Origin of the sequence: Pseudomonas sp. 2FE (assembly GCF_005503735.1) — a bacterium.
In the GTDB taxonomy this organism is placed as follows: domain Bacteria; phylum Pseudomonadota; class Gammaproteobacteria; order Pseudomonadales; family Pseudomonadaceae; genus Aquipseudomonas.
Genome location: NZ_SCMO01000004.1, coordinates 145915 through 169837, shown reverse-complemented (window position 1 = coordinate 169837; position 23923 = coordinate 145915). Strand labels below are relative to the sequence as shown.

At 62.3% G+C, this 23923-nt stretch carries 20 protein-coding genes and 1 pseudogene; 14 read left to right on the top strand and 7 right to left on the bottom strand.

All coding sequences use genetic code 11. The features are described from left to right. From FFS12_RS09955 to ccoM, 3 genes and pseudogenes are all read left to right on the top strand, one after another. Positions 1-192, top strand: a pseudogene (locus FFS12_RS09955) (alpha-ketoglutarate-dependent dioxygenase AlkB); the annotation flags it as partial. A gap of 2 nt (positions 193-194) precedes the next feature. After that, positions 195-356, top strand: coding sequence for a hypothetical protein (locus tag FFS12_RS19900; protein ID WP_171011852.1), 162 nt, complete (start codon positions 195-197; stop codon positions 354-356). Between the two features lie 175 nt (positions 357-531). Continuing rightward, positions 532-648, top strand: a complete 117-nt coding sequence (gene ccoM, locus FFS12_RS20380) for a cytochrome c oxidase subunit CcoM (protein ID WP_305955919.1) — start codon at positions 532-534, stop codon at positions 646-648. A 167-nt stretch (positions 649-815) separates the two neighbouring features. Here the strand turns inward: ccoM and FFS12_RS09950 are convergent, their stop codons facing one another. Then, positions 816-1286, bottom strand: coding sequence for a MaoC family dehydratase (locus tag FFS12_RS09950; protein WP_137886682.1), 471 nt, complete (start codon positions 1284-1286; stop codon positions 816-818). Next, entirely contained in the window at positions 1283-2242 is a 960-nt protein-coding gene (locus FFS12_RS09945) for an alpha/beta hydrolase (RefSeq protein WP_137886681.1), read from the bottom strand. Before FFS12_RS09945 ends, FFS12_RS09950 begins: the two co-directional genes overlap by 4 nt. A gap of 214 nt (positions 2243-2456) precedes the next feature. On the opposite strand from FFS12_RS09945, the gene fadD2 reads away from it, so the two are divergent. From fadD2 to FFS12_RS09910, 6 genes are all read left to right on the top strand, one after another. After that, positions 2457-4145: a long-chain-fatty-acid--CoA ligase FadD2 gene (gene fadD2 / locus FFS12_RS09940; RefSeq protein ID WP_137886680.1), complete on the top strand. Its 1689-nt coding sequence runs from the start codon at positions 2457-2459 to the stop codon at positions 4143-4145. Between the two features lie 491 nt (positions 4146-4636). Beyond that, positions 4637-6325 carry a long-chain-fatty-acid--CoA ligase FadD1 gene (gene fadD1, locus FFS12_RS09935; RefSeq protein ID WP_137886679.1) on the top strand — a complete coding sequence of 563 codons (1689 nt, stop codon included), beginning with the start codon at positions 4637-4639 and terminating at the stop codon, positions 6323-6325. 245 nt (positions 6326-6570) lie between these two features. Next, on the top strand, positions 6571-7104 hold the full coding sequence (locus tag FFS12_RS09930) for a transposase (protein ID WP_137886678.1): 534 nt from the start codon (positions 6571-6573) through the stop codon (positions 7102-7104). 279 nt (positions 7105-7383) lie between these two features. After that, positions 7384-11295, top strand: a complete 3912-nt coding sequence (gene hrpA / locus FFS12_RS09925; RefSeq protein WP_137886677.1) for an ATP-dependent RNA helicase HrpA — start codon at positions 7384-7386, stop codon at positions 11293-11295. Between the two features lie 964 nt (positions 11296-12259). Next, positions 12260-12511 carry a hypothetical protein gene (locus tag FFS12_RS09915; RefSeq protein ID WP_137886675.1) on the top strand — a complete coding sequence of 84 codons (252 nt, stop codon included), beginning with the start codon at positions 12260-12262 and terminating at the stop codon, positions 12509-12511. Next, a complete protein-coding gene (locus FFS12_RS09910; RefSeq protein WP_137886674.1) occupies positions 12508-12810 on the top strand; it encodes a cell division protein ZapA in 303 nt (100 codons plus the stop codon). Before FFS12_RS09915 ends, FFS12_RS09910 begins: the two co-directional genes overlap by 4 nt. Positions 12811-13108: 298 nt before the next feature. On the opposite strand, the gene FFS12_RS09905 is transcribed toward FFS12_RS09910, so the two are convergent. After that, complete coding sequence (locus tag FFS12_RS09905; protein WP_137886673.1) at positions 13109-13900, bottom strand: gamma-glutamyl-gamma-aminobutyrate hydrolase family protein; 792 nt, start codon at positions 13898-13900, stop codon at positions 13109-13111. 651 nt (positions 13901-14551) lie between these two features. Between FFS12_RS09905 and FFS12_RS09900 the strand changes: the two genes are divergently transcribed. From FFS12_RS09900 to FFS12_RS09890, 3 genes are read left to right on the top strand one after another with little or no spacing between them, the layout of a single operon-like run. Continuing rightward, positions 14552-15673 carry a beta-ketoacyl-ACP synthase III gene (locus tag FFS12_RS09900; protein WP_137886672.1) on the top strand — a complete coding sequence of 374 codons (1122 nt, stop codon included), beginning with the start codon at positions 14552-14554 and terminating at the stop codon, positions 15671-15673. Further along, entirely contained in the window at positions 15673-16284 is a 612-nt protein-coding gene (locus FFS12_RS09895) for an RNA polymerase sigma factor (protein WP_137886671.1), read from the top strand. The genes FFS12_RS09900 and FFS12_RS09895 overlap by 1 nt, the downstream gene beginning before the upstream one ends. After that, a complete protein-coding gene (locus FFS12_RS09890; RefSeq protein WP_137886670.1) occupies positions 16278-16508 on the top strand; it encodes an anti-sigma factor in 231 nt (76 codons plus the stop codon). Before FFS12_RS09895 ends, FFS12_RS09890 begins: the two co-directional genes overlap by 7 nt. A gap of 97 nt (positions 16509-16605) precedes the next feature. Here FFS12_RS09890 and FFS12_RS09885 read toward each other — a convergent pair whose 3' ends face one another. Both FFS12_RS09885 and FFS12_RS09880 read right to left on the bottom strand, forming a co-directional pair. Then, the gene (locus FFS12_RS09885; RefSeq protein ID WP_137886669.1) at positions 16606-17256 is read right to left on the bottom strand and encodes a YceH family protein; all 651 of its coding nucleotides are present in this window, start codon (positions 17254-17256) and stop codon (positions 16606-16608) included. Positions 17257-17341: 85 nt separating this feature from the next. Next, positions 17342-18040 carry a pirin family protein gene (locus tag FFS12_RS09880; protein ID WP_137886668.1) on the bottom strand — a complete coding sequence of 233 codons (699 nt, stop codon included), beginning with the start codon at positions 18038-18040 and terminating at the stop codon, positions 17342-17344. A gap of 556 nt (positions 18041-18596) precedes the next feature. Here FFS12_RS09880 and FFS12_RS09875 point away from each other — a divergent pair. Further along, entirely contained in the window at positions 18597-19940 is a 1344-nt protein-coding gene (locus FFS12_RS09875; protein ID WP_137886667.1) for an OprO/OprP family phosphate-selective porin, read from the top strand. A 232-nt stretch (positions 19941-20172) separates the two neighbouring features. Then, the gene (locus FFS12_RS09870; protein WP_137886666.1) at positions 20173-21297 is read left to right on the top strand and encodes a GNAT family N-acetyltransferase; all 1125 of its coding nucleotides are present in this window, start codon (positions 20173-20175) and stop codon (positions 21295-21297) included. Between the two features lie 109 nt (positions 21298-21406). Here the strand turns inward: FFS12_RS09870 and FFS12_RS09865 are convergent, their stop codons facing one another. Together FFS12_RS09865 and FFS12_RS09860 are read right to left on the bottom strand one after the other, a co-directional pair. Next, positions 21407-23239: an ABC transporter ATP-binding protein gene (locus FFS12_RS09865; protein ID WP_137886665.1), complete on the bottom strand. Its 1833-nt coding sequence runs from the start codon at positions 23237-23239 to the stop codon at positions 21407-21409. Positions 23240-23347: 108 nt separating this feature from the next. Beyond that, a complete protein-coding gene (locus FFS12_RS09860) occupies positions 23348-23914 on the bottom strand; it encodes a peptidylprolyl isomerase (protein WP_137820663.1) in 567 nt (188 codons plus the stop codon). Positions 23915-23923 lie beyond the last annotated feature (9 nt).

Here is a 23923-nt window from a genome sequence, read left to right as displayed (position 1 = left end):
GTCGCAGGCCTTGGTCGGTTCGATCTGCGGAGCTGCGGCCAGACGCGCATCGAGCACTCGTTGGCACTGGGCCACGGATCTCTGCTGGTCATGGCCGGCGCGACGCAGCATCATTGGCAGCACCCAGTCGCGAAGACGTGCCAAGCCTGTGCGCCGCGCCTGAATCTGACTTTCCGCCTGAGCCGGTCGTAGATATGAGCCACGATGACAAGCTGATCGACTTCAGCGCCGAGCGCGACAAGCGCATCCATGATCTCCATGAAAAGCGTCTGAACGAAGTGCGCCAGGCGTTCGAGCAGGCGCTGCCGCTGTCCAGAGCGAAGAAAAAGCCTAAGGGTAAACCGAAAAAGCGTTGACCCTGCGCCGGCTTAGGGTGCTTTGCGTGCACGAAAGGCTGATCGGTTGATCCAGATCAGTTTTTCCTCAGTGCCACTGCCCGGCCCCGGGCAGTATTGATCTCGATCAATTTTCCCGCCCGCGTCTCTGCGTACCCTGCAGCTATTCCTTTCAGGGTTAGCGCAGGAGGCCGTCATGTTCGTTGATGTAGTGGTACTCGCAGGGATCGGCACCGTCGGCCTGATTCTCGCCTTCTTCGGCGGTTTTGCTTATTTCATCTGGAAAGACTCGCACAAGCGCAAATCGCGCTAGTCGTTCCAGCCCCCAGGCACGCAAGGCATTTGGGCGACTTCGGTCGCCCTTTTTTTAAATGCCCTTCTTCCTCTGGGCGGAGGTGACCCGCTGGGCATGCTTGGCTATTCCCGCCTGCTCCCCAGCGGGTGAGGGCGCTCAGGCTTACACGGCGCAGCAGCGGCCAATCAGCCGATGGTGATCGGCGGCAGCTCGGTCAGCTCGACGGTCTGCAGTGTGCGCGGGGCGAGGATTTCCGCTTCGCCGTCGACCACCAGTTCGTCGCGCTGGTTGAATACGCGGGTGGCGATGCGCACGCGGAACTTCGGCAGTTTTTCCAGGATTTCCAGGCGCACGGTCAGGGTGTCGCCGAGTTTCACCGGTCTGGTGAAACTCATGGTCTGGCCGAGGTAGATGGTGCCTGGCCCCGGTAGCTCGCAGGCCACCGCGGCACTGATCAGGGCGCCGCTGAACATGCCGTGGGCGATGCGTTCCTTGAACAGGGTGCCGGCGGCATATTCCGCATCCAGGTGCACCGGGTTGTGATCACCGGAGACGGCGGCGAACAGCTGGATATCGCGCTCTTCCACGGTCTTGCTGTAGCTGGCGGTTTGTCCGACTTCGAGGGCTTCGTAGGGGGTGTTGGTGCTCTGGCTCATGCGGTCTCCTTGGTTTGTGGTTGGCGGCGCCGGCCATGGGTCAGGGCCTGGTTCAGCCAGTCGATCAGGTCGCTGGTCACCTCGTCACGGTTGCTCTCGTTGAGCAGCTCGTGGCGGGCGTCCGGATAAATTTTCAGTTGTACATTCTGCTGGCCGGCCTGGCGCAGGGCCGCGGCCAAGTCTTGCAGGCGTTTGCCGGCGCTGACCGGGTCACGCGCGCCGCCGATCACCAGCAGCGGCAGCTCGGCGTCGATCTGCGCCAGACGCTTCACCGGGGTGATCTGCTGCAGGCCGTCGAGCAGGTCGAGCCACAGCTGATTGGTACAGCGAAAGCCGCACAACGGGTCGTTGACGTACTTGTCGACCTCGGCTGGGTCGCGGCTCAGCCAGTCAAAGGTAGTGCGGTTGGGCTTGAAGGCCTTGTTGAACGAGCCGAAGGAGAGAAACTCGAGTAGCGCGCTGCGCCCCGTCGGACCTTGGCGCCAGCGCTCGAAGCGGGCAATGGCGGCGGCCGCGCGGTACAGGCCAAGCGGTTGGTAGTTCGAGCCGGAGAGGATCGCCCCCTGCAGGCTGCAACTGTGCTGCATCAAGTAAGCCTGGCCGATGTAGCTGCCCATGCTGTGGCCGAGTAGAAAGATCGGTACGTGCGGGTGCTGCTGGCGGATATGGTGGTTGAGGCTGGCCAGGTCATTGACCACCCGCTGCCAGCCCGCCTGCTCGGCATACATCCCCAGCACGCCACGTTGGGCCGTCTTGCCGTGGCCGCGTTGATCGTGCGCGTACAGTTCATAGCCGGCCTGCACCAAGGCTTCGCCCAGGCGTGCGTAGCGACCGCTGTGCTCGGCCATGCCGTGGGCGACCATCACCACCGCTTTCGGCGGTTGCTCGGCGAACCAGCGATTGACGTACAGTGGAGCGGCATCGCTGGCGGTTAGCCAAAAATCATCGTGAAGCATGGCGAATCCTTATGCCCTGAGGGTTCGGCATTGTAGAGCCAGCATGTGGCGTTGTCCCAGTCTGTCCTGAGTTAGTCTAGTTACGCCGCTTGAACCAAGATTCACGCGGTCAATGACGCATCCCTAAGTATTTGCGCTAGCGCCCAGAGCTGCTAAGTTCCCGTCAGCCCCGTCCGCGCGGGCCAGACATTTTCAGGTAATGAGGATAAGAACAATGCAACCTGATTTCTGGAGCGACAAACGCCCGGCCGGCGTACCCAATGAGATCGACTTGGGCGCCTATAAGTCGGTGATCGAGGTGTTCGAGCGCTCGTGCAAGAAATTCGCCGACCGCCCAGCGTTCAGCAATATGGGCGTGACGCTGACCTACGCCGAGTTGGATCGTCTGTCCGGCGCCTTCGCCGGTTATCTGCAAAAGCACACGGACCTCAAGCCCGGCGACCGCATCGCCGTGCAAATGCCGAATATCCTGCAGTACCCGATCGCCGTATTCGGCGCGATGCGCGCAGGCCTGGTGGTGGTCAACACCAACCCGCTGTACACCGCCCGCGAGATGCGTCACCAGTTCAAGGACGCCGGGGTACGCGCGCTGGTGTACCTGAATATGTTCGGCAAGCTGGTCCAAGAGGTGCTGGCGGACACCGAGATCGAATTCTTGATCGAAGCCAAGATGGGCGACCTGCAGCCGGCACTGAAGGGCTGGCTGGTCAACACTCTGGTGAAAAAGGTCAAGAAGCTGGTGCCGGATTACCAGCTACCGCAGGCGGTGGCGTTCAAGGACGCGCTGCAGCAGGGCCAGGGCCAGCCGCTGAAGCCGATCAAGGTGACGCTGGACGACATCGCGGTGCTGCAATACACCGGCGGCACCACCGGGGTGGCCAAGGGCGCGATGCTGACCCACGGCAACCTGGTCGCCAATATGCAGCAGATCGACGCTTGCCTGTCGCAGCACGGCGCGGACGGTCGGCCGCTGATGAAAGAAGGGCAGGAGGTGATGATCGCGCCGCTGCCGCTCTATCACATCTACGCCTTCACCGCGAACTGCATGTGCATGATGGTCAACGGCAATCACAACGTGCTGATCAGCAACCCGCGGGACATTGCCGGCTTTATCAAAGAACTGAAGAAGTGGCGCTTCTCTGCGCTGCTCGGCCTCAATACGCTGTTCGTCGCGTTGATGGAGCATCCAGAGTTCAAGAACCTGGACTTCTCCAACCTCAAAGTCACCAACTCCGGCGGTACGGCGTTGGTCAAAGCGACCGCCGAGCGCTGGCAGGCCATCACCGGTTGTCCGGTGACGGAAGGCTACGGGCTTACCGAGACCTCGCCGACGGCCAGCGTCAATCCCTATGGCTCCAAGGCCCGGCTGGGCACGGTCGGCATGCCGGTGCCGGGCACCGCGTTCAAGGTGATCGACGACGACGGCCACGAGCTGGGTCTGGGTGAGCGCGGCGAGCTGTGCGTCAAGGGCCCGCAGGTGATGAAAGGCTACTGGCAGCGCCCGGACGCCACCGCCGAAGTGCTGGATGCCGAAGGCTGGCTGAAGACCGGCGACATCGCGGTGATCGACCCGGACGGCTTCGTGCGCATCGTCGACCGCAAGAAAGACCTGATCATAGTCTCCGGCTTCAATGTCTATCCCAACGAGATCGAAGACGTGGTCATGGCCCATCCGAAGGTGGCCAGCTGCGCGGCGATCGGGGTGCCGGACGAGAGGTCCGGCGAGGCGGTCAAGTTGTTCGTGGTGGCGCGCGAGGCGGGGCTGACCGCGGAAGAGCTGAAGGCCTACTGCAAGGAAAACTTCACCGGTTACAAGGTGCCCAAGCACATCGTCTTCAAGGACGCGTTGCCGATGACGCCAGTGGGCAAGATCCTGCGTCGCGAGTTGCGCGATATCGCCTAAGAGCCTGTTCATGATCTGCTGCGCGTCGGCCAAGCGGCGTTGAAATCGGGCTAAAAATGCTCATTTACTACGTGTAAATTGCGCTTTTTTACCCGATTGACTCGCTATGCTCGCCCTGCGGGCCAGCCTTTGGCTGTTACTCCGCTTCGCTGCGTTGCGCCTTGTGACCCACATGGATGTGGGGAATGCCGCTACCCGTAGGGAACGGGTGCGGCCCTGACCTTAGCTCGCAAGATCGTGAGCAGGCTCTAAAAACGGCGAGGCATGGCCGTCCATCGGCTTGCACGAGGGTTTGCTTAATAAATGACCGGTGACTAGTCTCCGGTCATTTTTTTGACTGGTGAGGCCGTGTTTGGTGCTAGGCGCTCTCTGGCAAAGCTGCTACGCTCGGCCCGCTTTTTTGCTGATCAGTCGACACAAAAGCCAACAAAACACAATAAACAACCGCCATTGCGCGGTGAAGATTAGCTGTTGCTTAGGAGTGGGCTTCCATGACCGAAAACTTCTGGAAGGATAAGTACCCTGTTGGGGTTGCTGCCGAAATCAATCCCGATCAGTACCCGAATATTCAGGCGGTACTGAAACAGTCTTGCGAACGCTTCGCCAACAAGCTGGCCTTCAGCAACATGGGCAAGTCGCTCACCTATGGTGAGTTGTATGAACTGTCCGGAGCCTTTGCGGCTTACCTGCAGCAACATACCGACCTGCAACCGGGCGACCGTATCGCCGTGCAGCTGCCGAACCTGTTGCAATACCCAATTGCCGTATTCGGTGCCCTGCGCGCCGGGCTGATCGTGGTCAACACCAACCCGCTGTACACCGCGCGGGAGATGGAACACCAATTCAATGACTCCGGCGCCAAGGCGCTGGTGTGCCTGGCGAACATGGCTCATCTGGCCGAAGCCGTTGTGCCGAAAACCGGGATCAAGCGCGTCATCATCACCGAAGTGGGTGACCTGCTGCCGCCGCTCAAGCGCCTGCTGGTCAACAGCGTGGTCAAGTACGTGAAGAAGATGGTGCCGGCTTTCAATCTGCCGAGCGCCGTCAAATTCAATGAGGCCTTGGCCAAGGGCCGCGGCCAGCCGGTCAAGGAAGCCAACCCGGCCAGCGGCGAGATCGCCGTGCTGCAATACACCGGCGGCACCACCGGGGTGGCCAAAGGCGCCATGCTGACCCACCGCAACCTGGTGGCCAACATGCTGCAATCCAAGGCGCTGATGGGCGCCAACCTGAATGACGGTTGCGAGATCCTGGTCACCCCGCTGCCGCTCTACCATATCTATGCCTTCACCTTCCATTGCATGGCGATGATGCTGATCGGCAGCCACAACCTCCTGATCACCAACCCGCGCGACCTGCCGGCCATGATCAAGGAGCTGTCGCGGTGGAAGTTCAGCGGTTTCGTCGGCTTGAACACCCTGTTCGTCGCCCTGTGCAACAACGAGGAGTTCCGCAAGCTGGACTTCTCCGCGCTGAAGGCCACCCTCTCCGGCGGCATGGCGCTGCAACTGGCCACCGCCGAGCGTTGGAAGGAAGTCACCGGCTGCGCCATCTGCGAAGGTTACGGCATGACCGAGACCAGCCCGGTGGTGTCGGTGAACCCGCTCCAGAACATCCAGATCGGCACCATCGGTATTCCGGTGCCGTCGACCCAGTGCAAGGTCATCGACGATGCCGGCAACGATCTGCCCATGGGCGAGCGTGGCGAGTTGTGTGTCAAAGGCCCGCAGGTGATGAAGGGTTACTGGCAGCGCCAGGACGCCACCGACGAGATCCTCGACGCCGCTGGCTGGCTGAAGACCGGTGACATTGCGGTGATTCAGGACGACGGTTATATGCGCATCGTCGACCGCAAGAAGGACATGATTCTGGTGTCCGGCTTCAACGTCTACCCGAACGAACTGGAAGACGTGCTGGCGACCCTGCCGGGCGTGCTGCAGTGTGCGGCCATCGGGATTCCGGACGAGAAATCCGGCGAAGCGATCAAGCTCTTCGTGGTCGCCAAGCCCGGCGCTACGGTGACCAAGGAGCAGGTGATGGAGCACATGCGCGGCAATGTCACCGGCTACAAGGTGCCGAAAGCCGTGGAGTTCCGCGAGGCGCTGCCGACCACCAACGTCGGCAAGATCCTGCGCCGCGAGCTGCGTGACGAAGAGCTGAAGAAAATGGGTAAGAAATAAGCTCGAATCCGCCTCTGGGCTGACGACACAAACGCCACCTTCGGGTGGCGTTTTTGATGGCGCGGAGCGCCGTAGGTAGGGCGTACTCGCCGACGGCAGTACGCCAGTGATCGGGAGTACGCCACGGATTGGCGGACTGCCGCTGCGCGCCGAGTCCGCCCTACCGATACGAGTCTGCCCTACGCGAGTCCTGGTTCAAACTCGGCTACCCTTGGCCTACACCCAGCGCGTCATGGATGACTGCGATGCCCGACTACCGTCGTTTCTGGTGCCCGGGCGGCACCTATTTCTTTACCCACACCCTGCTCAGGCGCCAAGGCAACGACCTGCTCGTGCGGCATATCGAGCCATTGCGCGAGGCGGTGCGCATCGTGCGGCAAAGCCATCCCTTCCATATCCACGCCTGGGTGGTCCTGCCTGACCATCTGCACTGCGTGATCCAGCTGCCGTCAGGGGATAGCGATTACGCAACGCGCTGGCGCCTGATCAAACTGATCTTTTCGCGCCGCCTCCCCGTCGAGGAGCCGCGCTCTGCGGTACAACAACGGCGGCGCGAGCGCGGCATCTGGCAGCGGCGCTATTGGGAGCACCTGATTCGCGACTCGGACGATCTGCGTCGCCACCTCGACTACGTGCACATCAATCCGTTTAAACACGGTCTGGTCGAGCGGGTACGCGACTGGCCTTATTCGACCTTTCACCGCCTGGTGGCGCAGGGCATTTATCCGGCCGATTGGGCCGGAGAGGCTGGCACGGCCCCGCTGCCATACACCGATTAGGCGAGGAACGTAGGGCGTACTCGAGGCGCGGCGTACTCGACGTAGGGCGTACTCGCCCGCAGGGCAGTACGCCATGGTTGGCAGGTTGTCGCGGTTTTGGCGGACTGTCGCTGCGCTCCGAGTCCGCCCTACGTTCGGGTTGTCGCGTCGGGCTCCATGTAGGGCGTACTCGCCCGCCGGGCAGTACGCCAGGGAGTTGGCAGGGCGCCGACGGTTTGGCCGCCTATCGGCGAAATCTGCGACAATCGCGGCCTTAACGAAACCGTTCACGGCTGCCTGATGACCGACCCGATTCCCGCCTTCGACTCCTTGCTGAAAAACCTCGAGCAGACCCTACTGGCCGATCGGCATCGCCTGCGTCGCCAGTTGCACGAACTGCGCAAGCAGCCGGACGAAGCCAAGCAGGCGCAATGGCTGGAGCGCTTCCAGCAGTCCTGCGCCAAGGTCGAGGCGCGCCGGCTGAGCGTGCCGGCGATCCGCTACGACGACGCCTTGCCGATTGCCGCCAAGCGCGACGAGATCAAGGCGGCCATCGAAAAGCATCAAGTGGTGGTGATCGCCGGTGAAACCGGCTCGGGCAAAACCACCCAGTTGCCGAAGATCTGCCTGGAGCTGGGTCGTGGCCAGCACGGCCTGATTGGCCACACCCAGCCGCGCCGCATCGCCGCGCGCAGTGTGGCCACGCGGGTCGCCGAGGAGTTGGCGACGCCGCTGGGCGCCTTGGTCGGTTATCAGGTGCGTTTCGAGGATCAGAGTGACGCCAACACCCTGATCAAGTTGATGACCGACGGCATCCTGCTGGCGGAAACCCAGCACGACCGCTACCTGGAAAAGTACGACACCCTCATCGTCGACGAAGCCCACGAACGCAGCCTGAACATCGACTTCCTCCTCGGCTACCTGAAAACCCTGCTGCCGCGTCGCCCCGACCTGAAAGTCATCATCACCTCGGCGACCATCGACCTGGCGCGTTTCTCCCAGCATTTCAACGATGCGCCGATCGTCGAAGTCTCCGGGCGCACCTTCCCGGTCGACACCTGGTATCGCCCACTGACGGCCGAACAGGACGAGGAGGGTAATCGGCTCGAAGAGGATTTGTCGGTCGATCAGGCGATCCTCGCGACCCTGGATGAGCTGGCGGCGCTCGAGCGCAGCGAAGGCAAGCGCCCCGGCGATGTGCTGGTGTTCCTGCCCGGCGAACGGGAGATTCGCGATGCGGCGGAGATGCTGCGTAAAGCTCAGCTCAAGCACACCGAAATTCTGCCGCTCTATGCGCGCCTGTCGCCGGCCGAGCAGCAGCGGATTTTCCAATCGCATCCGGGCCGCCGCGTGGTGCTGGCCACCAACGTCGCCGAGACCTCGCTGACCGTGCCGGGCATTCGCTACGTGATCGACAGCGGCACCGCGCGGATCAGCCGCTACAGCTACCGCGCCAAGGTTCAGCGCCTGCCGATCGAGGCGGTGTCCCAGGCCAGCGCCAATCAGCGCAAGGGCCGTTGCGGGCGGGTCGAGCCGGGGCTCTGCGTCCGCCTGTACAGCGAAGAGGATTTCAACGGCCGCCCGGCCTTTACCGACCCGGAGATCCTGCGCACCAACCTGGCGGCGGTGATCCTGCAGATGCTCCATCTGCGCCTGGGCGAGATCGATGCCTTCCCCTTTATCGAGCCGCCGGATGGCAAGGCCATCAGTGACGGTTTCAATCTGCTGCAGGAGCTATCGGCGGTCAACCGCGAAGGCCAGTTGACGCCACTGGGTCGCCAGCTGGCGCGCCTGCCGGTGGACCCGCGCCTGGGCCGGATGCTGCTGGAGGCGGCCAAGCAAGGCAGCCTGCAAGAGGTGCTGGTGGTCGCCAGTGCGCTCTCGGTGCAAGACCCGCGCGAGCGGCCACCGGAACGTCAGCAGGCCGCCGATCAGGCGCACGCGCAGTGGAAGGATGCGGACTCCGATTTCGCCGGGCTGGTCAATCTCTGGCGTGGGTTCGAGGAGCAACGCCTGGCGCTGGGCTCCAGCGCGCTGCGCAGCTGGTGCCGGAAGAACTTTCTGAACTACCTGCGCCTGCGCGAGTGGCGCGACTCCCATCGGCAGTTGAGTCTGATCTGCCGCGACTTGCAGCTGAGCCTGAACCAAGAGCCGGCGGATTTCCCCAAGCTGCATAAGGCGGTGCTGTCGGGTTTGCTCAGCCAGATCGGGCAGAAAACTGAAGACGGCGATTACCTCGGCGCGCGCCAGCGGCGTTTCTGGGTTCACCCCTCATCCGGCCTCGGCAAGAAGCGCCCGCACTGGCTGATGGCCGGCGAGTTGGTGGAAACCACCAAGCTGTTTGCCCGCCAGGTGGCGAAGATCGAACCGGACTGGATCGAACCCCTGGCCAGCCACCTGATCAAGAAGAATCACTTCGAACCCCATTGGGAGAAGAAGCGTGGGCAAGTCGTCGCCTACGAGCAGATCACGCTTTATGGGTTGATTGTGGTCGGTCGCCGCCCGGTGCATTACGGGCCGATCGACCCAGCGGTGTCGCGCGAGCTGTTTATTCGCGAAGGCCTGGTGCGCGGCGAAATTCAATCCCGCGCCAAGTGCCTGAGCGCCAATAAAGAGCTGCTGGAACTGCTCGATGAGCTGGAAGCCAAGGCCCGCCGGCGCGATATCCTGGCCGACGAGGAAACCCTGTTCGCCTTCTACGAGGCGCGCCTGCCGGCCGAGATCCACCAGGCCGCGACCTTCGAGAGCTGGTACAAGATCGAGAGCGCGAAGAACCCGCAACTGTTGATCATGCGCGAGGAAGATGTGCTGGCGCGGGACGCCAGCGAAGTCACGGCCGCGCACTACCCGGACAAGCTGCGCCTGGGCGAGCTGGAACTGCCCTTGACCTACCACTTCGAACCCAATCACCCACGCGATGGCGTGACCCTGCGGGTGCCGGCGCCCTTGTTGCCGCAATTACCAGCAGAGCGTCTGCAGTGGTTGGTGCCGGGCCTGCTGGAAGCCAAGTGCATCGCCCTGGTACGCAACCTGCCGAAAGCCATGCGCAAGAACTTCGTGCCGGTGCCGGACTTCGTCAAGGCCGCGCTGCAACGCATCGGCTTCGCCGAAGGCTCGTTGCCGGAAGCACTCGGCCGCGAGCTGCTACGGATGACTGGGGTGCGCGTCGGTGAGGAGGCCTGGCGTGATGCCGCTCTGCAGTTGGACAGCCACCTACGGATGAACCTGGAAGTGGTCGATGCCCAGGGCAAGTTCCTCGGTGAAGGCCGTGATCTGGCTGAGCTGACGGCCCGTTTCGCCGAGGCCAGCCAGGCGGCCTTGGCGGTGCCGCGTACCGAGAAAGAACAGCGGCCGGTGGAGGCCAAAGTGTTCGCCGCGGTGGCCGAGAAAACCCAGCAGAAGATCGCCGGGCTGTCGATGACGGTGTATCCGGCGCTGGTGGAAGAGGGTGGGGCGGTCAAGGAGGGGCGCTTTCCGACCCAGGCCGAGGCCGAGTACCAGCATCGCCGGGCCTTGCAGCGCTTGTTGCTGCAACAGCTGGCCGAACCGGCCAAGTTCCTCCGTGGCAAGTTGCCGGGGCTGACCGACCTGGGCCTGCTGCACCGCGAGTTGGGCCGGGTCGAGGCGCTGGTGGAAGACATCCTGCTGGCGAGTCTGGACAGCTGCGTACTGGAGGGCGAAAGCAACTTGCCCCGCGATGGTGTCGGCTTGGCGGCGCTGGCCGAGAAAAAGCGCGATGCCTGGACCGAGCATGCCGAGCGCCTGGCGCGCCTGACCCTAGAGATCCTCAAACTCTGGCATGCCTTGCAGAAGCGCTTCAAAGGCAAGATCGACCTGGCCCAGGCGGTGGCGCTCAACGATATCAAGCAGCAGCTGGCCAATCTGGTCTATTCGGGCTTCGTCCGCGAAACCCCGGCGGAGTGGCTGAAGGAACTGCCGCGCTATCTGAAAGCCATCGAGCAGCGCTTCGACAAACTTTCCGCGCAGCTGCAGAAAGACCGGGTCTGGAGCGGCGAGCTGAACGCCTGCTGGGCCCAGTACCAGGCGCGCCTGAGCAAACACAGCCAGGAAGGCAAGCGCGACCCGCAGCTGGTGCTCTATCGCTGGATGTTGGAGGAATACCGCGTGTCGCTGTTCGCCCAGCAGTTGGGCACCAAGCTGCCGGTGTCGGACAAGCGCGTGAGCAAACAATGGAGTTTGGTGGAGGCCTGACGTTTAGTGACAAGGCTGCGTAGGGCGCTACTCGCCGAAGGTAGTACGCCAATGATCGCGAACCGCCGCCGTCTGCTTTTGTAGGAGCGGCTTCAGCCGCGAAGCGATAGTGCAGCTAACGCTTGATAGCGCACTCGAACGCCGCATCTGCGTCGCCTCATCGCTATGGTTTCGCCCTTACGGCGGGTTACTTCTGGCAGTCGCGTAGGGTGGGTTAGGCCGCAGGCCGTAACCCACCAGCTGCGTACAAACGCCGCACTTTCGCTGGCCTTACGATCTTGTTCCGCCTTTACGGCGGGTCACTTCTGGCAGTCGCCCCAGAAGTAACCAAGAGGGCTTGCCCCGCCATCCGGCCCTGCGCTGCGCGCCGGGTTCCCTCACTCCATCGCCGCTCCGAGGGCCCGCCGCGAAGGGCCATCCCTGGCCCATCGCAGCTTGCGCGGCATCCATGCCGCTCAACCCTCTACACAACGATTACGTTTGGCCTGCTGAAAGGGGCGCTGCTCCGGCCCGGATTGCAACTATTGGCTTGAGTTAATGAGTGGCATTGGAAGCGTAGGGCGTACTCGCCCGAAGGGCAGTACGTTGTTTAAGCCAAGGGCATAAAATGAATCTGAGAATCATCTAGCCGGCCTCCCCACCTCATGGAGGTGGCGCAAAATTCAAGGGCCTTACAAGGCGCGGGAGTCGAGCGGAGAGTAGGCTTCCAGCCTGCAGACGCATCCTGCAATTCATCCCCGAAAACTACTGGAATAGAGCGCCCCGGCACAAGCTGAACCACTGTTCTGCATGGCGTTTTTCGGCCAAATGTTCAGCTTTATTGCCCCGCTCAGGCCTTCGGGCGCGTTTGTGGGCGAATTCGCGGCATTAACAGACGTGCGGTGCCCGGCGGACGGTCAGATGTCTGGCTTCTGCGGGGGCTTTTCTCTATTGTGGCGGCCCGAAAAAAGCCTGAGCAATCAATATGTTGGAAAAGTCGTTAAGTCAGTTGGAACAGCTGGTCGGTGAGCTGGTGTTGGCCAATCAGGCGCTGTTGAGTGCCAACGCGCAGTTGAGTGCCGAGCTGGCTCAGGTCAAGGATGAGAATGAAAACCTGCAGTTGAGCGCGCTGGAGCAGGATGACCTGCAAAGTGCGACGCTGGCGCGCATTCAGGCGCTGGTTGAGCTGGCCACGGCTGGCGCTAGCAAGGTTGAGCCGAGCTCGGCCAACGCATGAGTGGCGAGGGCGAAACGGTGACGGTCGTTTCGATTCTGGGCCGTGACTACAGCATCAAGGCGCCTGCCGGGCAGGCGCCGGCCTTGCTGGCCTCGGCGCAGTTGCTGAAGGGCCTGTTGGCCGAGACCAAGGCCAAGTCCCCGGCGCTGCTGGGCGACAAGTTGTTGGTGATGACGGCGCTGCAGCTGTGCGCCCAGCACCTCGAGCTGCAACAGCAGCATCAGCGCGACATCCAGGGGCTCGAGGCGTACGTCGGCGCGCGCCTGGCGGATATTGCCAGCTTGATCCGCCAGGCCTGACAGGCGCCAGCCCGATCCGCGGTTTACAGCGTCTTAGTTCGCGGCCTTGCTGGCCTGGCGCAGGGCTGCAGTGGTATCGGCGTCGGCCGGCAGCCCGTCGACGCGGGTGCGCAGGGGCAGGCTGTGGGGGTATCCAGCGGATTGGGCCGGCAAGGGTGTCGATGATTTAGTTGTAGAGGGGGAGGAGGTGGCGCGGGTTTCACCCGCCCTACCAGGCTAGGCGCCTAGGCACTGCGTTCGCGGGCCGGCGCAGGCCGCCTCAAGGGCGAGGCCTGCGCCGGTCGTAGCCAGGGCTGGCTTAGCGGCGGTGCTGCTCGGCGCGGTTACGGCAGGCCTCGCCGAAGGCCTGGAACATGCGCACGGAGTGGGGGTTTTGCGCGGCCAGCCACTCCGGGTGCCATTGCACGCCGAGGGTGAATTGCGACAGTTCCGGTAGGTGGATGGCTTCTACCAGCCCGTCCTCGGCATGTGCCAGCGCCTGCAGGCCCTTGCCCAGAGTCTTGATGCCCTGGCCGTGCAGCGAGTTGACCGGAATTTCATCCTGCTGCATCAGTTCGGCGAACCAGGTGTTCGGTACCAGGCGCACCGGGTGTATGTCGGCGTACTGCTCGGCCACCGGGGTCGTGGTGTCTTCGCGGTGGTCGTTGAGGCCGGGGGTCTCGTACAGCTTCTGATGCATGTCACCACCGAGCGCGACGTTCAGTTCCTGCATGCCGCGGCAGATGCCGAAGAGGGGCAGGCCCATGTCCAGTGCGGCGCGGATCAGCGGCAGGTCGAACAGGTCGCGGTCCTGGTCCTGGGCCTTATCGGGCGTCAGGTTCTCCTGGCCGTAGAGAGCCGGGTCGATGTTGCTGCCGGCACCGGTGAGGTAGATGCCATCGACCATGGACAGGTATTGCTGGAGGTCTTCAGTGCCGAAGCAGGTGGGTGCCAGCAGGGGCACGCAGCCAGAGATCTCGACCAGGGGGCTCATGTACTTCTTGGTCATCACCTGATAGTCATGGCCTTTGCGCTCTTGGGCGCCCATGGTCATAAGGACGACGGGTTTACGTTTTGCGTTCTGGGTGTTGCCAGTGTTGTTGTTGGACATATGTCACCTTGGGGCAGGCCGGCGCCTGCCATTACTGTGCAGGAAGGGCCGGTGTCGCCTCGGCGCCTCCTGTTTGTTGCGGGTTCTGCCTGCCGCCGCGGTGCGACGGAGGGAACCGCTGGCGTGTGGGCGTTTTCGCTGCCACACGCAGGGCGTGGACAGGCGGTTGAACCTGCTCACGAGGGCTCCCAGGCAGTTGTAACCCTGGAGGCAGTCTGCCAAAGCCGTAAAATATGTCAAACAAATCAGGTGGTTTTGTTAAGAATATTCGACCAAAAGCTGTCCGAGACGGATTTATTTATTCGATCAACATTATGATTTATAAGATATTTATGAGTATTTTATTGATCGATAAGTCAAATATTTTTTACGCGCTGAGTGGCCGTGAATAGTTGGGGCGCGTAGGGGCTTTGGTTTGCCTGGGTGCATAGACCGAACACAGAGGCGACAGGTGTGCGGAGACAGGGTTGTCACTTTCAGCCTTCAGGCTACCTTGCAGTACTGCTCATTTCGTTATGCGGTGCGACTGTTCAGCCAAAGCAGCCGCCGATAATGCCCTGACGAACGTCAGGCTGGAAGGTTGGGGGTTTTTCCCTGTTTTCGGGCACAATAGCCGCCATTCCGATCAATAAGCTTGCAAGAGGAACGACCGTGTATAACGTCGTCATCAGCGGTACCGGCCTGTATACCCCGGCAAACAGCATCTCTAACGATGAGCTGGTGGAATCCTTCAATACCTATGTGCGGCAATTCAACGCCGACAACGCGGCGGCCATCGAACGTGGCGAAGTTCAGGCGCTGACCGAGTCCAGCGCTGCCTTTATCGAAAAGGCCTCGGGCATCAAGAGCCGCTTCGTGATGGACAAGGCCGGCATCCTCGATCCGCAGCGCATGGCGCCACGGATTCCAGAACGTTCCAACGACGAGTGGGGCGTCCTCTGCCAGATGGCGGTCGGCGCGGCGGAACAAGCGCTGGCGCGTGCCGGCAAAACCGCGGCGGATGTCGATGGGGTGATAGTCGCCTGCTCGAACCTGCAACGCGCTTACCCGGCGGTGGCCATCGAAGTACAGGCCGCGTTGGGTATTCAGGGTTTTGCTTACGACATGAACGTGGCCTGTTCATCCGCCACTTTCGGTATCCAGGCGGCGACCAACAGCGTGCAGCTCGGCCAGGCCCGCGCGGTGCTGGTGGTCAGCCCGGAGATCTGCACCGGCCACCTGAACTTCCGTGACCGCGACAGCCATTTCATCTTCGGCGATGCGGCCACCGCCGTGCTGCTCGAGCGCGCCGAGCTGGCCACCTCCAAGCACCAGTTCGATGTGGTCAGTACCAAGCTGTTGACCCAGTTCTCCAACAACATCCGCAACAACTTCGGCTTCCTCAACCGCGCCGGGGAAGAGGGCATAGGGGCGCCGGACAAACTCTTCGTGCAGGAAGGTCGCAAGGTGTTCCGCGACGTCTGCCCTATGGTCGCCGAGCTGGTCGCCACGCACCTGCGCGAGAACCACATCAATGTCTCCGACATCAAACGCTTCTGGCTGCACCAGGCCAACCTCAGCATGAACCTGCTGATCACCAAGAAGCTGCTTGGCCGTGACGCGGAGGCGCATGAGGCGCCGGTGATTCTCGATAGCTACGCCAACACCAGTTCGGCCGGCTCGGTCATCGCTTTGCACAAGCACCAGGATGACTTGCCGAGCGGTGCGTTGGGGGTGCTCAGCTCCTTCGGCGCCGGTTATTCCATCGGCAGCGTGATCCTGCGTAAACACTGATGAGCCAGCCGCTCGACAGCGATCTGCTGCCGCGCCTGTTGGCCGGCGAGCAGCAGGCGTTCCGTGAGCTGGTCGCGGCCTACCAGGGCGCCATGCGGGCGGTGGCCTATGCCATAGTCGGCAGCCGTAACGCCGATGAGGTGGTGCAGGACGCCTGGCTCGCCGTAGTCCGTAGCCTGGACGGCTTTCAGAGCCGCTCCAGCCTGAAGACCTGGCTGCTGACCATCACCGCCAATACCGCCAAGAGCCGGCTCAAGCAGAATCGCCGCGAGGTGTTGCTGGATGATCTGCCGGCGCCGCACGGCACCATCGATGACTCGCGGTTTGTCGAAGACGGCCATTGGCTGGCGGCGCCTTTTGCCTGGCACCACGACTCGCCGGAAGCCTTGCTGACCGAAGACGAGCTGCGCGAATGCCTGGAAAAAACCTTGAGCAGCCTCTCCGAGTTGCAAGGCAGCGTCTTGCTGCTGCGCGAGCGCCAGGGCCTCGAGTTGGAGGAGATCTGTAATCTTCTGGAGATTTCGCTCTCCAATGTCCGGGTACTGCTGCACCGAGCACGGCTGAAGGTGTTCGCCACCCTGGAACATTTCGAGGAGACAGGCCAGTGCTGAGTTGTAAGGAGTTGGTGGCGCATTCCAGCGATTATCTCGACGCTCAGTTGAGCTTTCGCGAGCGGATAGCGGTGCGCACTCATCTGACGATCTGCTGGAAATGCCGGCGCTTTATCCGCCAGATGCGGCTGACCCAAGCGGTGCTGCGTAAGTTACCGGATACCGCGATTCCCGAACTGGAAGCGTTGGCGATGCGTTTAGCCGAGCAGCGCAAGGCGCAATGAGCCCGCAATGGTTTTCGGGTCGTCTTGCTACTCGAGATAAGCCCGTCATCGAGTAGCTTCGCGGCCGTGGGCCGCTCCTACAAAAGCGGGGCTTGGCCTATTCCAGCCTGGCTAGGCGCTCTTCCAAGGCGGCCACGCGGGCTTCCAGTTCTTCCAGGCGGGAGTCGGATGGCGTGGCGCTTTCGGCTTTGTCGACGTGGACGTGTCTTGTCGCTAGGGCGATCGCGAGATCCGCCGGGTCGCCCAGCAGGTGCATGTAGCGATCCTCGCGCTGGCCCGACTGGCGTGGCAGTTGGCTGGCCAGGCCGCGCGTCTGCAAACGCTCAAGCTGGTGTTGCACCTGTTCGGCGTCCTCGAAATCGTGCATGCGATTACTGCGGCTGAGCAGCTCGTTGATGGTTTGCGGGCCACGCAAGAGCAGCAGGCCAATCAGGATCACTTGGGCAGGGACCAACTCCAGGGCTTTATCGACCCGCTGTTCCCAGCGATCGGCGCGGCTGCCCATGACCAACCGCGCCAGGCCGCGTGCTTCCAGGCTGCGCAGGCTCTGCCCGACTTGCCCGGGGCTGAGGTTCATCACCGGCTCGCGGCTGGTTTTCTGGTTGCAGGCGATGACCAGCGCGTTGAGGGTCAGCGGATAGGTTTCCGGCGTGGTGGCCTGCTTCTCGATCAAGCAGCCGAGGATACGGGCTTCGACAGCGTTTAGCGGCTCTGCGCTGGGCGGTGTATCTGACGGTTCGTGGGTCATGGCGGCACCGGTAGGCTGAGAAAGATCACTAGCCTAGCTTGAGTGCCGCGGTGTTGACATGGCCTTTGCGTCTGCCGCCCGCCGCTTAGGCCACATCCACCAAAATGATTTCGCTGTCTTCGATAGCGCGGAAGTACAACACCTCCTCATGGCTGACGGCGACGCCATCACGGGCCTTGGCCTGTACCCCGTTGACGCTGATCACCCCGCTGGCGGCCACCAGGTAAGCCTTGCGCTGGTCGCCCAGGCGATACTCGGCGTGCTGGCCGGCCTTCAGCGTTGCCGCGCTCAAGCGTGCATCGGCGCGGATATGCAAGGCTTCGCTAGCGGCCGGGTCACCACTGGCCAGCGTGACGAAGGCGCCAGCGCGCTCGCCTTTCGGGAAGGGTTTAGCGCCCCAGGCCGGCGCTGCATTGAACTCGGTCGGCTGAATCCAGATCTGGAAGATCTTGGTGGTTTCCGACTCCAGGTTGTATTCGCTGTGGGCGATCCCGCTGCCGGCACTCATCACCTGCACATCGCCGGCTTCGGTACGCCCCTGGTTGCCGAGATTATCCTGATGGGTAATGGCCCCTTCACGGACATAGGTGATGATCTCCATATCCCGGTGCGGATGACGGGGAAAGCCCGAATTGGGGGCGATTTCATCGTCGTTCCAGACCCGCAGTTGGCCCCAGTTCATTCGGTTGGGGTCGTGATACTCGGCGAAAGAGAAGTGGTGACGGGCGTTGAGCCAGCCGTGATTAGCGCCACCCAACTGCTCAAAGGGTCGTAATTCGATCATGCTCGGTGTCCTCCGTTGGTATCCAGGTGGCGCTCGTTTGGCCTGCTCGAAACACCGGCTTTCGAGTCTCAGGCGGTGGGAAGCCGCTGGTGATGGCCAGATAATCGATCAATTAATCTATTTAAAAAAGCGCAAATTTTCCGTATTTTTGATCGAATAAATAGATTTAAAAGGGGCAATGATGGAAGCCTTCGCACTGCCAGCGGCGGGCCGACCAGCAGCGGCAAGCTGTGGTGCGGAATAACGGTATGGGGTTCGCGGTGATCTGTCTGCTGATGTTGCTGGCGCTGTTTTCAGTGGTGCTGGGAGCAGTTCGAGACAAAGCCCGGGTGCTTCCGCTGACTTTTCAGGCGTAGCCAAGGTCGGCAAAAAAACATCTGGGGGCGCGTCCTAGAGCGGTTTCTCTCTTATTCCTATTCGAAGTAAAAAAGTTCCTTTGTCATAAAACATTTATATAAAAGCAACTGCGCTGAAATAACCCGCCGCCAAGATTCCCCTCCAGCACAAACGAGCCCGCTGCTCGGGTGTTTTTCAAAGACCAATAGGGGAATTTCCGATGATCCGTAAGCACTCATTCTTTGGGATGGGGGCCGGTGTTGCCGCCAGCGCCCTGGCCCTGGCCATTTCCGCCCAGGCTTTCGCCGGTACCGTCACCACTGACGGCGCTGACATCGTTGTCAAAACCAAGGGTGGCCTGGAAGTCGCCACTACCGACAAATCCTTCGGCTTCAAGCTGGGTGGTCGCGTGCAGGCCGACTACGGTCGCTTCGACGGTTTCTACACCAAAAACGGCGACACCGGTGATGCCGCTTATTTCCGCCGCGCCTACCTCGAGCTGTCCGGGATCGCCTATACCAATTGGCTGTACTCCGTGGCTTATGACTTCTCGGAAAACTCCGGTAACGGCAGTGGTGCTCCGGCCAGCGGTAACTTCGACGAGGCCTCCTTCAGCTACATCGGCTTCGCCCCCATTACCCTGCGCGCCGGTCGTTTCGACCCGGATTTCGGTCTGGAAAAAGCCACTAGCTCCAAGTGGGTGACCGCCCTCGAGCGCAGCGCTCCTAACGAGCTGATCGACTGGGTCAACACCCACCAGGACGGCCTGGGTCTGCAAGTGCAGGCGCTGATCAGCAACTACGCCTACGTTTCCACCAGCGTATCGAGCAAAGACGCCAACGACGACGAAGGCGATAGCGTCAAGCAGTTCAACGCCCGCGGCGTATTCGCGCCGATGGCTGAAGCGGGCAAGGTGCTGCACTTCGGGGTCAACTTCGCGCAACGCAACCTGGACGATGTAGCAGCTGCCGACGTGCGCTACCGCTCGCGTCTGGGCATGCGTGGTGTCGACACCAACGGCGGCAACGCCAAAGATAACCTGGGTAACCGCGCCGTTTTCGGCGGCACCAACTCCGCTACCCAGTTCTGGGACGACGATACCGCCTGGGGTCTGGAAGCTGCATGGGCCACGGGCCCGTTCTCCATCCAGGGTGAGTGGATGAAGCGTGAAACCAGCTCGGCTGGTACTCAGTCGGATCTGGAAGGTGATGGCTTCTACGCCCAGGTCGCTTATACCCTCACCGGCGAGGCGCGTGGCTACAAGATGGGCAAGTTCGACGCCATCAAGCCGGCCAACAAGGAAATCGGCGCGTGGGAAGTCTACTACCGCTATGACAGCCTCTCGGTAGACAACGATGTTGCCGTGACCAGCGCCACCAGTACTTTCCTGCGTGAAGCCGAGGACACCGAAGCCAAGGTGCATAACCTGGGTGTCAACTGGTACGCCAACGAAGCGGTCAAGATCAGCGGCATGTACACCAAGGCCAAAACCGACAACATCACCAACCGCGCAGGCGATGACGACGGCGATGGTTTTGTAGTCCGCGCTCAGTACGTGTTCTAAGAACCTGTTCAATATCTGCTGCGGGCTGCGCGCGCCATGCTGCGTTGCGCCTTGTGACCCACATGGATGTGGGGAATACAGCTAGCCCGCAGGAGCGGGCGTCGCACTGACCTGCGCTCGCGACGATCTTGAACAGGTTCTAAGTTCAAGTAACCAACGGCTCCGCTCCTTATTTTAAGCCCCGCCTTGTGCGGGGCTTTTTTTCGGCTGCGCGACAGGCCAGACTTCGCCCATGTCGAATTTGATCCTGCAGCGCCTTGCCGACCTGGATGCCACCGCCTGGGACGCCCTGGTGCCGAGCGCGCAACCGTTCCTGAGTCACGCTTTTCTCTCTGCGCTGGAAGACAGCGGCAGTGTCGGTGGGCGTACCGGCTGGATGCCATCCCATCGGGTATGGGTCGACGCCCAAGGCCAGTTGCTGGCCGCGCTGCCGGCCTATGTCAAGGCGCACTCCTACGGGGAATACGTGTTCGACCATGGCTGGGCGGATGCCTGCCAGCGCGCCGGCATCGCCTATTACCCGAAGCTGCTCTGTGGCGTGCCGTTTTCGCCGGTCAGTGGCCCGCGCCTGCTCGGCTATCCCGACGCGGCGGGTCAGTTGCTCGACCAGCTCAGCTCGGGTTTGGCGGCGCAGGGCCTGTCCGGGCTGCATATCAATTTCACCGATGACCTGGCGGATGCGCTGCTGTGCGGCCGTGAGGGTTGGTTGGAGCGGCTCGGCTGTCAGTACCACTGGCGCAACCATGGCTACCGGGATTTTCAGGATTTCCTCGCGGCGTTGGCCTCGCGCAAGCGCAAGCAAATCCGTAAAGAGCGCGAACAGGTGGCGGGGCAGGGCATCGACTTCGACTGGCGGCAGGGTCAGCAACTGAGCGAGGCCGAGTGGGATTTCGTCTACGCCTGTTATGCCAATACTTACGCCGTACGTGGGCAGCTGCCTTACCTGACGCGCAGCTTCTTTAGCCTGCTGGCCGAGCGGATGCCGGCGGCGATCCGCGTGGTATTGGCGCGTCAGGGCGCACGCCCGGTGGCGATGGCCTTCAGCTTGCTCGCGGGCGACAGCCTCTACGGGCGCTATTGGGGGTGCCTGGCGGAGTTCGATCGGCTGCATTTCGAGACCTGTTTCTACCAGGGCATGGACTACGCAATCGGCCAGGGTTTGCAGCGTTTCGACGCCGGTGCGCAGGGCGAACACAAGTTGATTCGCGGTTTCGAACCGGTGCTTACGCGCTCCTGGCATTACCTCACGCACCCTGGGTTGCGCGCGGCGGTGGCGGATTTTCTCGAGCAGGAACGAGCCGGGGTACGGGCTTACGTGGAAGACGCCAGAGCGGCGCTGCCGTATCGCCAGGCCTGACGGTTTTTCATTTTTTGTGGTTACGGCTGTAGGGCGTACTCGCCGCAGGCAGTACGCCGAGGATTGGCGGGCTGTCGCTGCGCGCCAAGGCCGCCCTAGGGTTTGCGGGTCAATCCACTCCAACAAAACCGCCGGTCTGATGCTGCCACAGGCGCGCATACAGGCCGCCATGGGCGATCAGTTCGGCATGGGTGCCGCTCTCGGCGATCTGGCCCTTGTCCAACACCACCAGGCGATCCATCCGCGCGATGGTCGACAGGCGGTGGGCGATGGCGATCACCGTCTTGCCCTGCATCAGGCTGTCCAGGCTTTCCTGAATCGCCGCTTCGACCTCCGAATCCAGCGCCGAGGTGGCTTCGTCGAGGATCAAGATCGGCGCATCCTTGAGCAGCACGCGGGCGATGGCGATGCGTTGGCGCTGGCCGCCGGAGAGTTTCACCCCGCGCTCGCCCACGTGGGCGTCAAGGCCGGTGCGGCCCTGGGCATCCGAGAGCAGCGGAATGAACTCGTCGGCGCGGGCCTTGCGTGCCGCTTCCCAGAGCTGCGCGTCGCTGGCGTCGGGTTTTCCGTACAACAAGTTGTCGCGGATCGAGCGATGCAGCAGCGAGGTGTCCTGGGTGACCATGCCGATTTGCTCGCGCAGGCTTTCCTGGGCGACCTCGGCGATATTCTGGTCGTCGATCAGGATGCGTCCGCTGTCCAGGTCGTACAGGCGCAGCAGCAGGTTGACCAGGGTCGACTTGCCGGCGCCGGACGGGCCGATCAGGCCAATCTTCTCGCCCGCTTCGATCCTCAGGTTCAACCCGCCGATCACCCCGCTGCCTTTGCCATAGTGGAAATGCACCTGCTCCAGGCGCACCTCGCCGCGTTGCACCCGCAGCGCCGGGGCGTTCTCGCGGTCGGTCACAGTGCGTGGCTGGGCGATGGTCTGCATGCCGTCCTGCACGGTGCCGATGTTCTCGAAGATGCCGTTGACCACCCACATGATCCAGCCGGACATGTTGTTGATGCGGATCACCAGACCGCTAGCCAGGGCGATGGCGCCCACCGAGATCAGCCCCTGGCTCCACAGCCAGAGGGCGAGGCCGGTGGTGCTGGCGATCAGGACGCCGTTCATGCTGGTGACAACCACATCCATGGAGGTGACCAGGCGTCCGGCCAACTGGGTTTTTTCGGTTTGCTCCTGCAGTGCCTCGCGGGCGTAGCCCTGCTCATAGTGGGTATGCGCGAACAGCTTGAGGGTGGCGATGTTGGTGTAGCCGTCGACAATCCGGCCCATCAGTTTCGAGCGCGCTTCCGAGGCCACCACCGAGCGCCGTTTGACCCGTGGCACGAAGTAACCCAGGGCGATGAGGTAGCCGATTATCCACAACAGCAGCGGCAGCATCAGCCGCCAGTCGGCCTCGGCGAACAGCACCAGGCTGCTGACTGCATAGATCAGTACAAACCAGAGCGCGTCCACCGCCTGCACCGCCGAGTCGCGCAGGGCGTTACCGGTCTGCATGATGCGTTGCGCGATGCGCCCGGCGAAGTCGTTCTGGAAGAACCCGAGGCTTTGTTTCAGCACGTAGCTGTGGTTTTGCCAGCGGATCAGGTTGGTCAGGCTGGGGTTGATCGTCTGATGGACCAACAGGTCATGTAAGCCGTTGAACAGTGGCCGCAGGATCAATGCGACGACGGCCATCCACAGCAGTTCGCTGCCGTGCCGGGTGAAGAATTCGTTGTGCGGCGTGCTCTGGGCCAGATCGACGATGCGCCCGAGGAAGCTGAACAGGGCCACTTCGATCAGCGCAACGATCAGCCCCACCGCCAGCAGCGCGGCGAAGCTCGGCCAGACCTGCCGCAAGAAGTGCAGGTAGAACGGCCAGACACTGGTCGGCGGCGCCCCGGCGGGGCTGGGGCGGAAGACCTCGATCAGTTGTTCGAAACGGCGATAAAGCATCGGCACTCACGCCCGTGGTGCGGGCTCTCCTCAGGTTGACTGAGCTCGCTGCCGATCAGGTGCGGCGAGCTCGGCGCACGGCCTATCCCTGTGCCGCGGGCCTCAAATTCAGAGGCGTTTGGCGGACAGAATCAGCACCGGTGTGCGCGGTACGTTCTGGAAGCCGGCGATGTTGCCTGTCGGGACTTGGGCGATCTGGTCGACCACCTCCATGCCGCGCACGACCTTGGCGAATACCGCGTAACCAAAATCGCGCGAGCCGTTGTCGAGGAAGGCGTTGTCCTTGTGGTTGATAAAGAACTGGCTGGTGGCCGAGTCGACGACCTGGGTGCGGGCCATGGCCAGGGTGCCGCGCACGTTGTGCAGGCCGTTGTTGGCTTCGTTCTTGATCGGGGCCTGGGTATTGCGCTGCTGCATGTCCGCATCGAAGCCGCCGCCTTGCACCATGAAGCCGGGGATGACCCGGTGGAACAGGGTGTTGGCATAGAAGCCGCTGTCCACATAGGCGAGGAAGTTCTGCACGCTGATCGGGGCCTTGTCGGCTTCCAGTTCGATCTCGATCTCGCCCAGGCTGGTGGTCAGCAGGACGTGGGGCTTGGCGGTGGATGGGTCCGCAGCCAGCAGGCTGCTGGCGAACAACAGGGAGCAGGCGACGAGGGCAAGTTTCTTCAGCATTTTTAGCAG

What these genes read in the sequence shown, in the direction of transcription:
- FFS12_RS19900 (WP_171011852.1), top strand. Translation starts at nt 195, where the DNA reads ATGAGCCACGATGACAAGCTGATCGACTTCAGCGCCGAGCGCGACAAG.
- ccoM (WP_305955919.1), top strand. Translation starts at nt 532, where the DNA reads ATGTTCGTTGATGTAGTGGTACTCGCAGGGATCGGCACCGTCGGCCTG.
- FFS12_RS09950 (WP_137886682.1), bottom strand. Translation starts at nt 1,286, where the DNA reads ATGAGCCAGAGCACCAACACCCCCTACGAAGCCCTCGAAGTCGGACAA.
- FFS12_RS09945 (WP_137886681.1), bottom strand. Translation starts at nt 2,242, where the DNA reads ATGCTTCACGATGATTTTTGGCTAACCGCCAGCGATGCCGCTCCACTG.
- fadD2 (WP_137886680.1), top strand. Translation starts at nt 2,457, where the DNA reads ATGCAACCTGATTTCTGGAGCGACAAACGCCCGGCCGGCGTACCCAAT.
- fadD1 (WP_137886679.1), top strand. Translation starts at nt 4,637, where the DNA reads ATGACCGAAAACTTCTGGAAGGATAAGTACCCTGTTGGGGTTGCTGCC.
- FFS12_RS09930 (WP_137886678.1), top strand. Translation starts at nt 6,571, where the DNA reads ATGCCCGACTACCGTCGTTTCTGGTGCCCGGGCGGCACCTATTTCTTT.
- hrpA (WP_137886677.1), top strand. Translation starts at nt 7,384, where the DNA reads ATGACCGACCCGATTCCCGCCTTCGACTCCTTGCTGAAAAACCTCGAG.
- FFS12_RS09915 (WP_137886675.1), top strand. Translation starts at nt 12,260, where the DNA reads ATGTTGGAAAAGTCGTTAAGTCAGTTGGAACAGCTGGTCGGTGAGCTG.
- FFS12_RS09910 (WP_137886674.1), top strand. Translation starts at nt 12,508, where the DNA reads ATGAGTGGCGAGGGCGAAACGGTGACGGTCGTTTCGATTCTGGGCCGT.
- FFS12_RS09905 (WP_137886673.1), bottom strand. Translation starts at nt 13,900, where the DNA reads ATGTCCAACAACAACACTGGCAACACCCAGAACGCAAAACGTAAACCC.
- FFS12_RS09895 (WP_137886671.1), top strand. Translation starts at nt 15,673, where the DNA reads ATGAGCCAGCCGCTCGACAGCGATCTGCTGCCGCGCCTGTTGGCCGGC.
- FFS12_RS09885 (WP_137886669.1), bottom strand. Translation starts at nt 17,256, where the DNA reads ATGACCCACGAACCGTCAGATACACCGCCCAGCGCAGAGCCGCTAAAC.
- FFS12_RS09880 (WP_137886668.1), bottom strand. Translation starts at nt 18,040, where the DNA reads ATGATCGAATTACGACCCTTTGAGCAGTTGGGTGGCGCTAATCACGGC.
- FFS12_RS09875 (WP_137886667.1), top strand. Translation starts at nt 18,597, where the DNA reads ATGATCCGTAAGCACTCATTCTTTGGGATGGGGGCCGGTGTTGCCGCC.
- FFS12_RS09870 (WP_137886666.1), top strand. Translation starts at nt 20,173, where the DNA reads ATGTCGAATTTGATCCTGCAGCGCCTTGCCGACCTGGATGCCACCGCC.
- FFS12_RS09865 (WP_137886665.1), bottom strand. Translation starts at nt 23,239, where the DNA reads ATGCTTTATCGCCGTTTCGAACAACTGATCGAGGTCTTCCGCCCCAGC.
- FFS12_RS09860 (WP_137820663.1), bottom strand. Translation starts at nt 23,914, where the DNA reads ATGCTGAAGAAACTTGCCCTCGTCGCCTGCTCCCTGTTGTTCGCCAGC.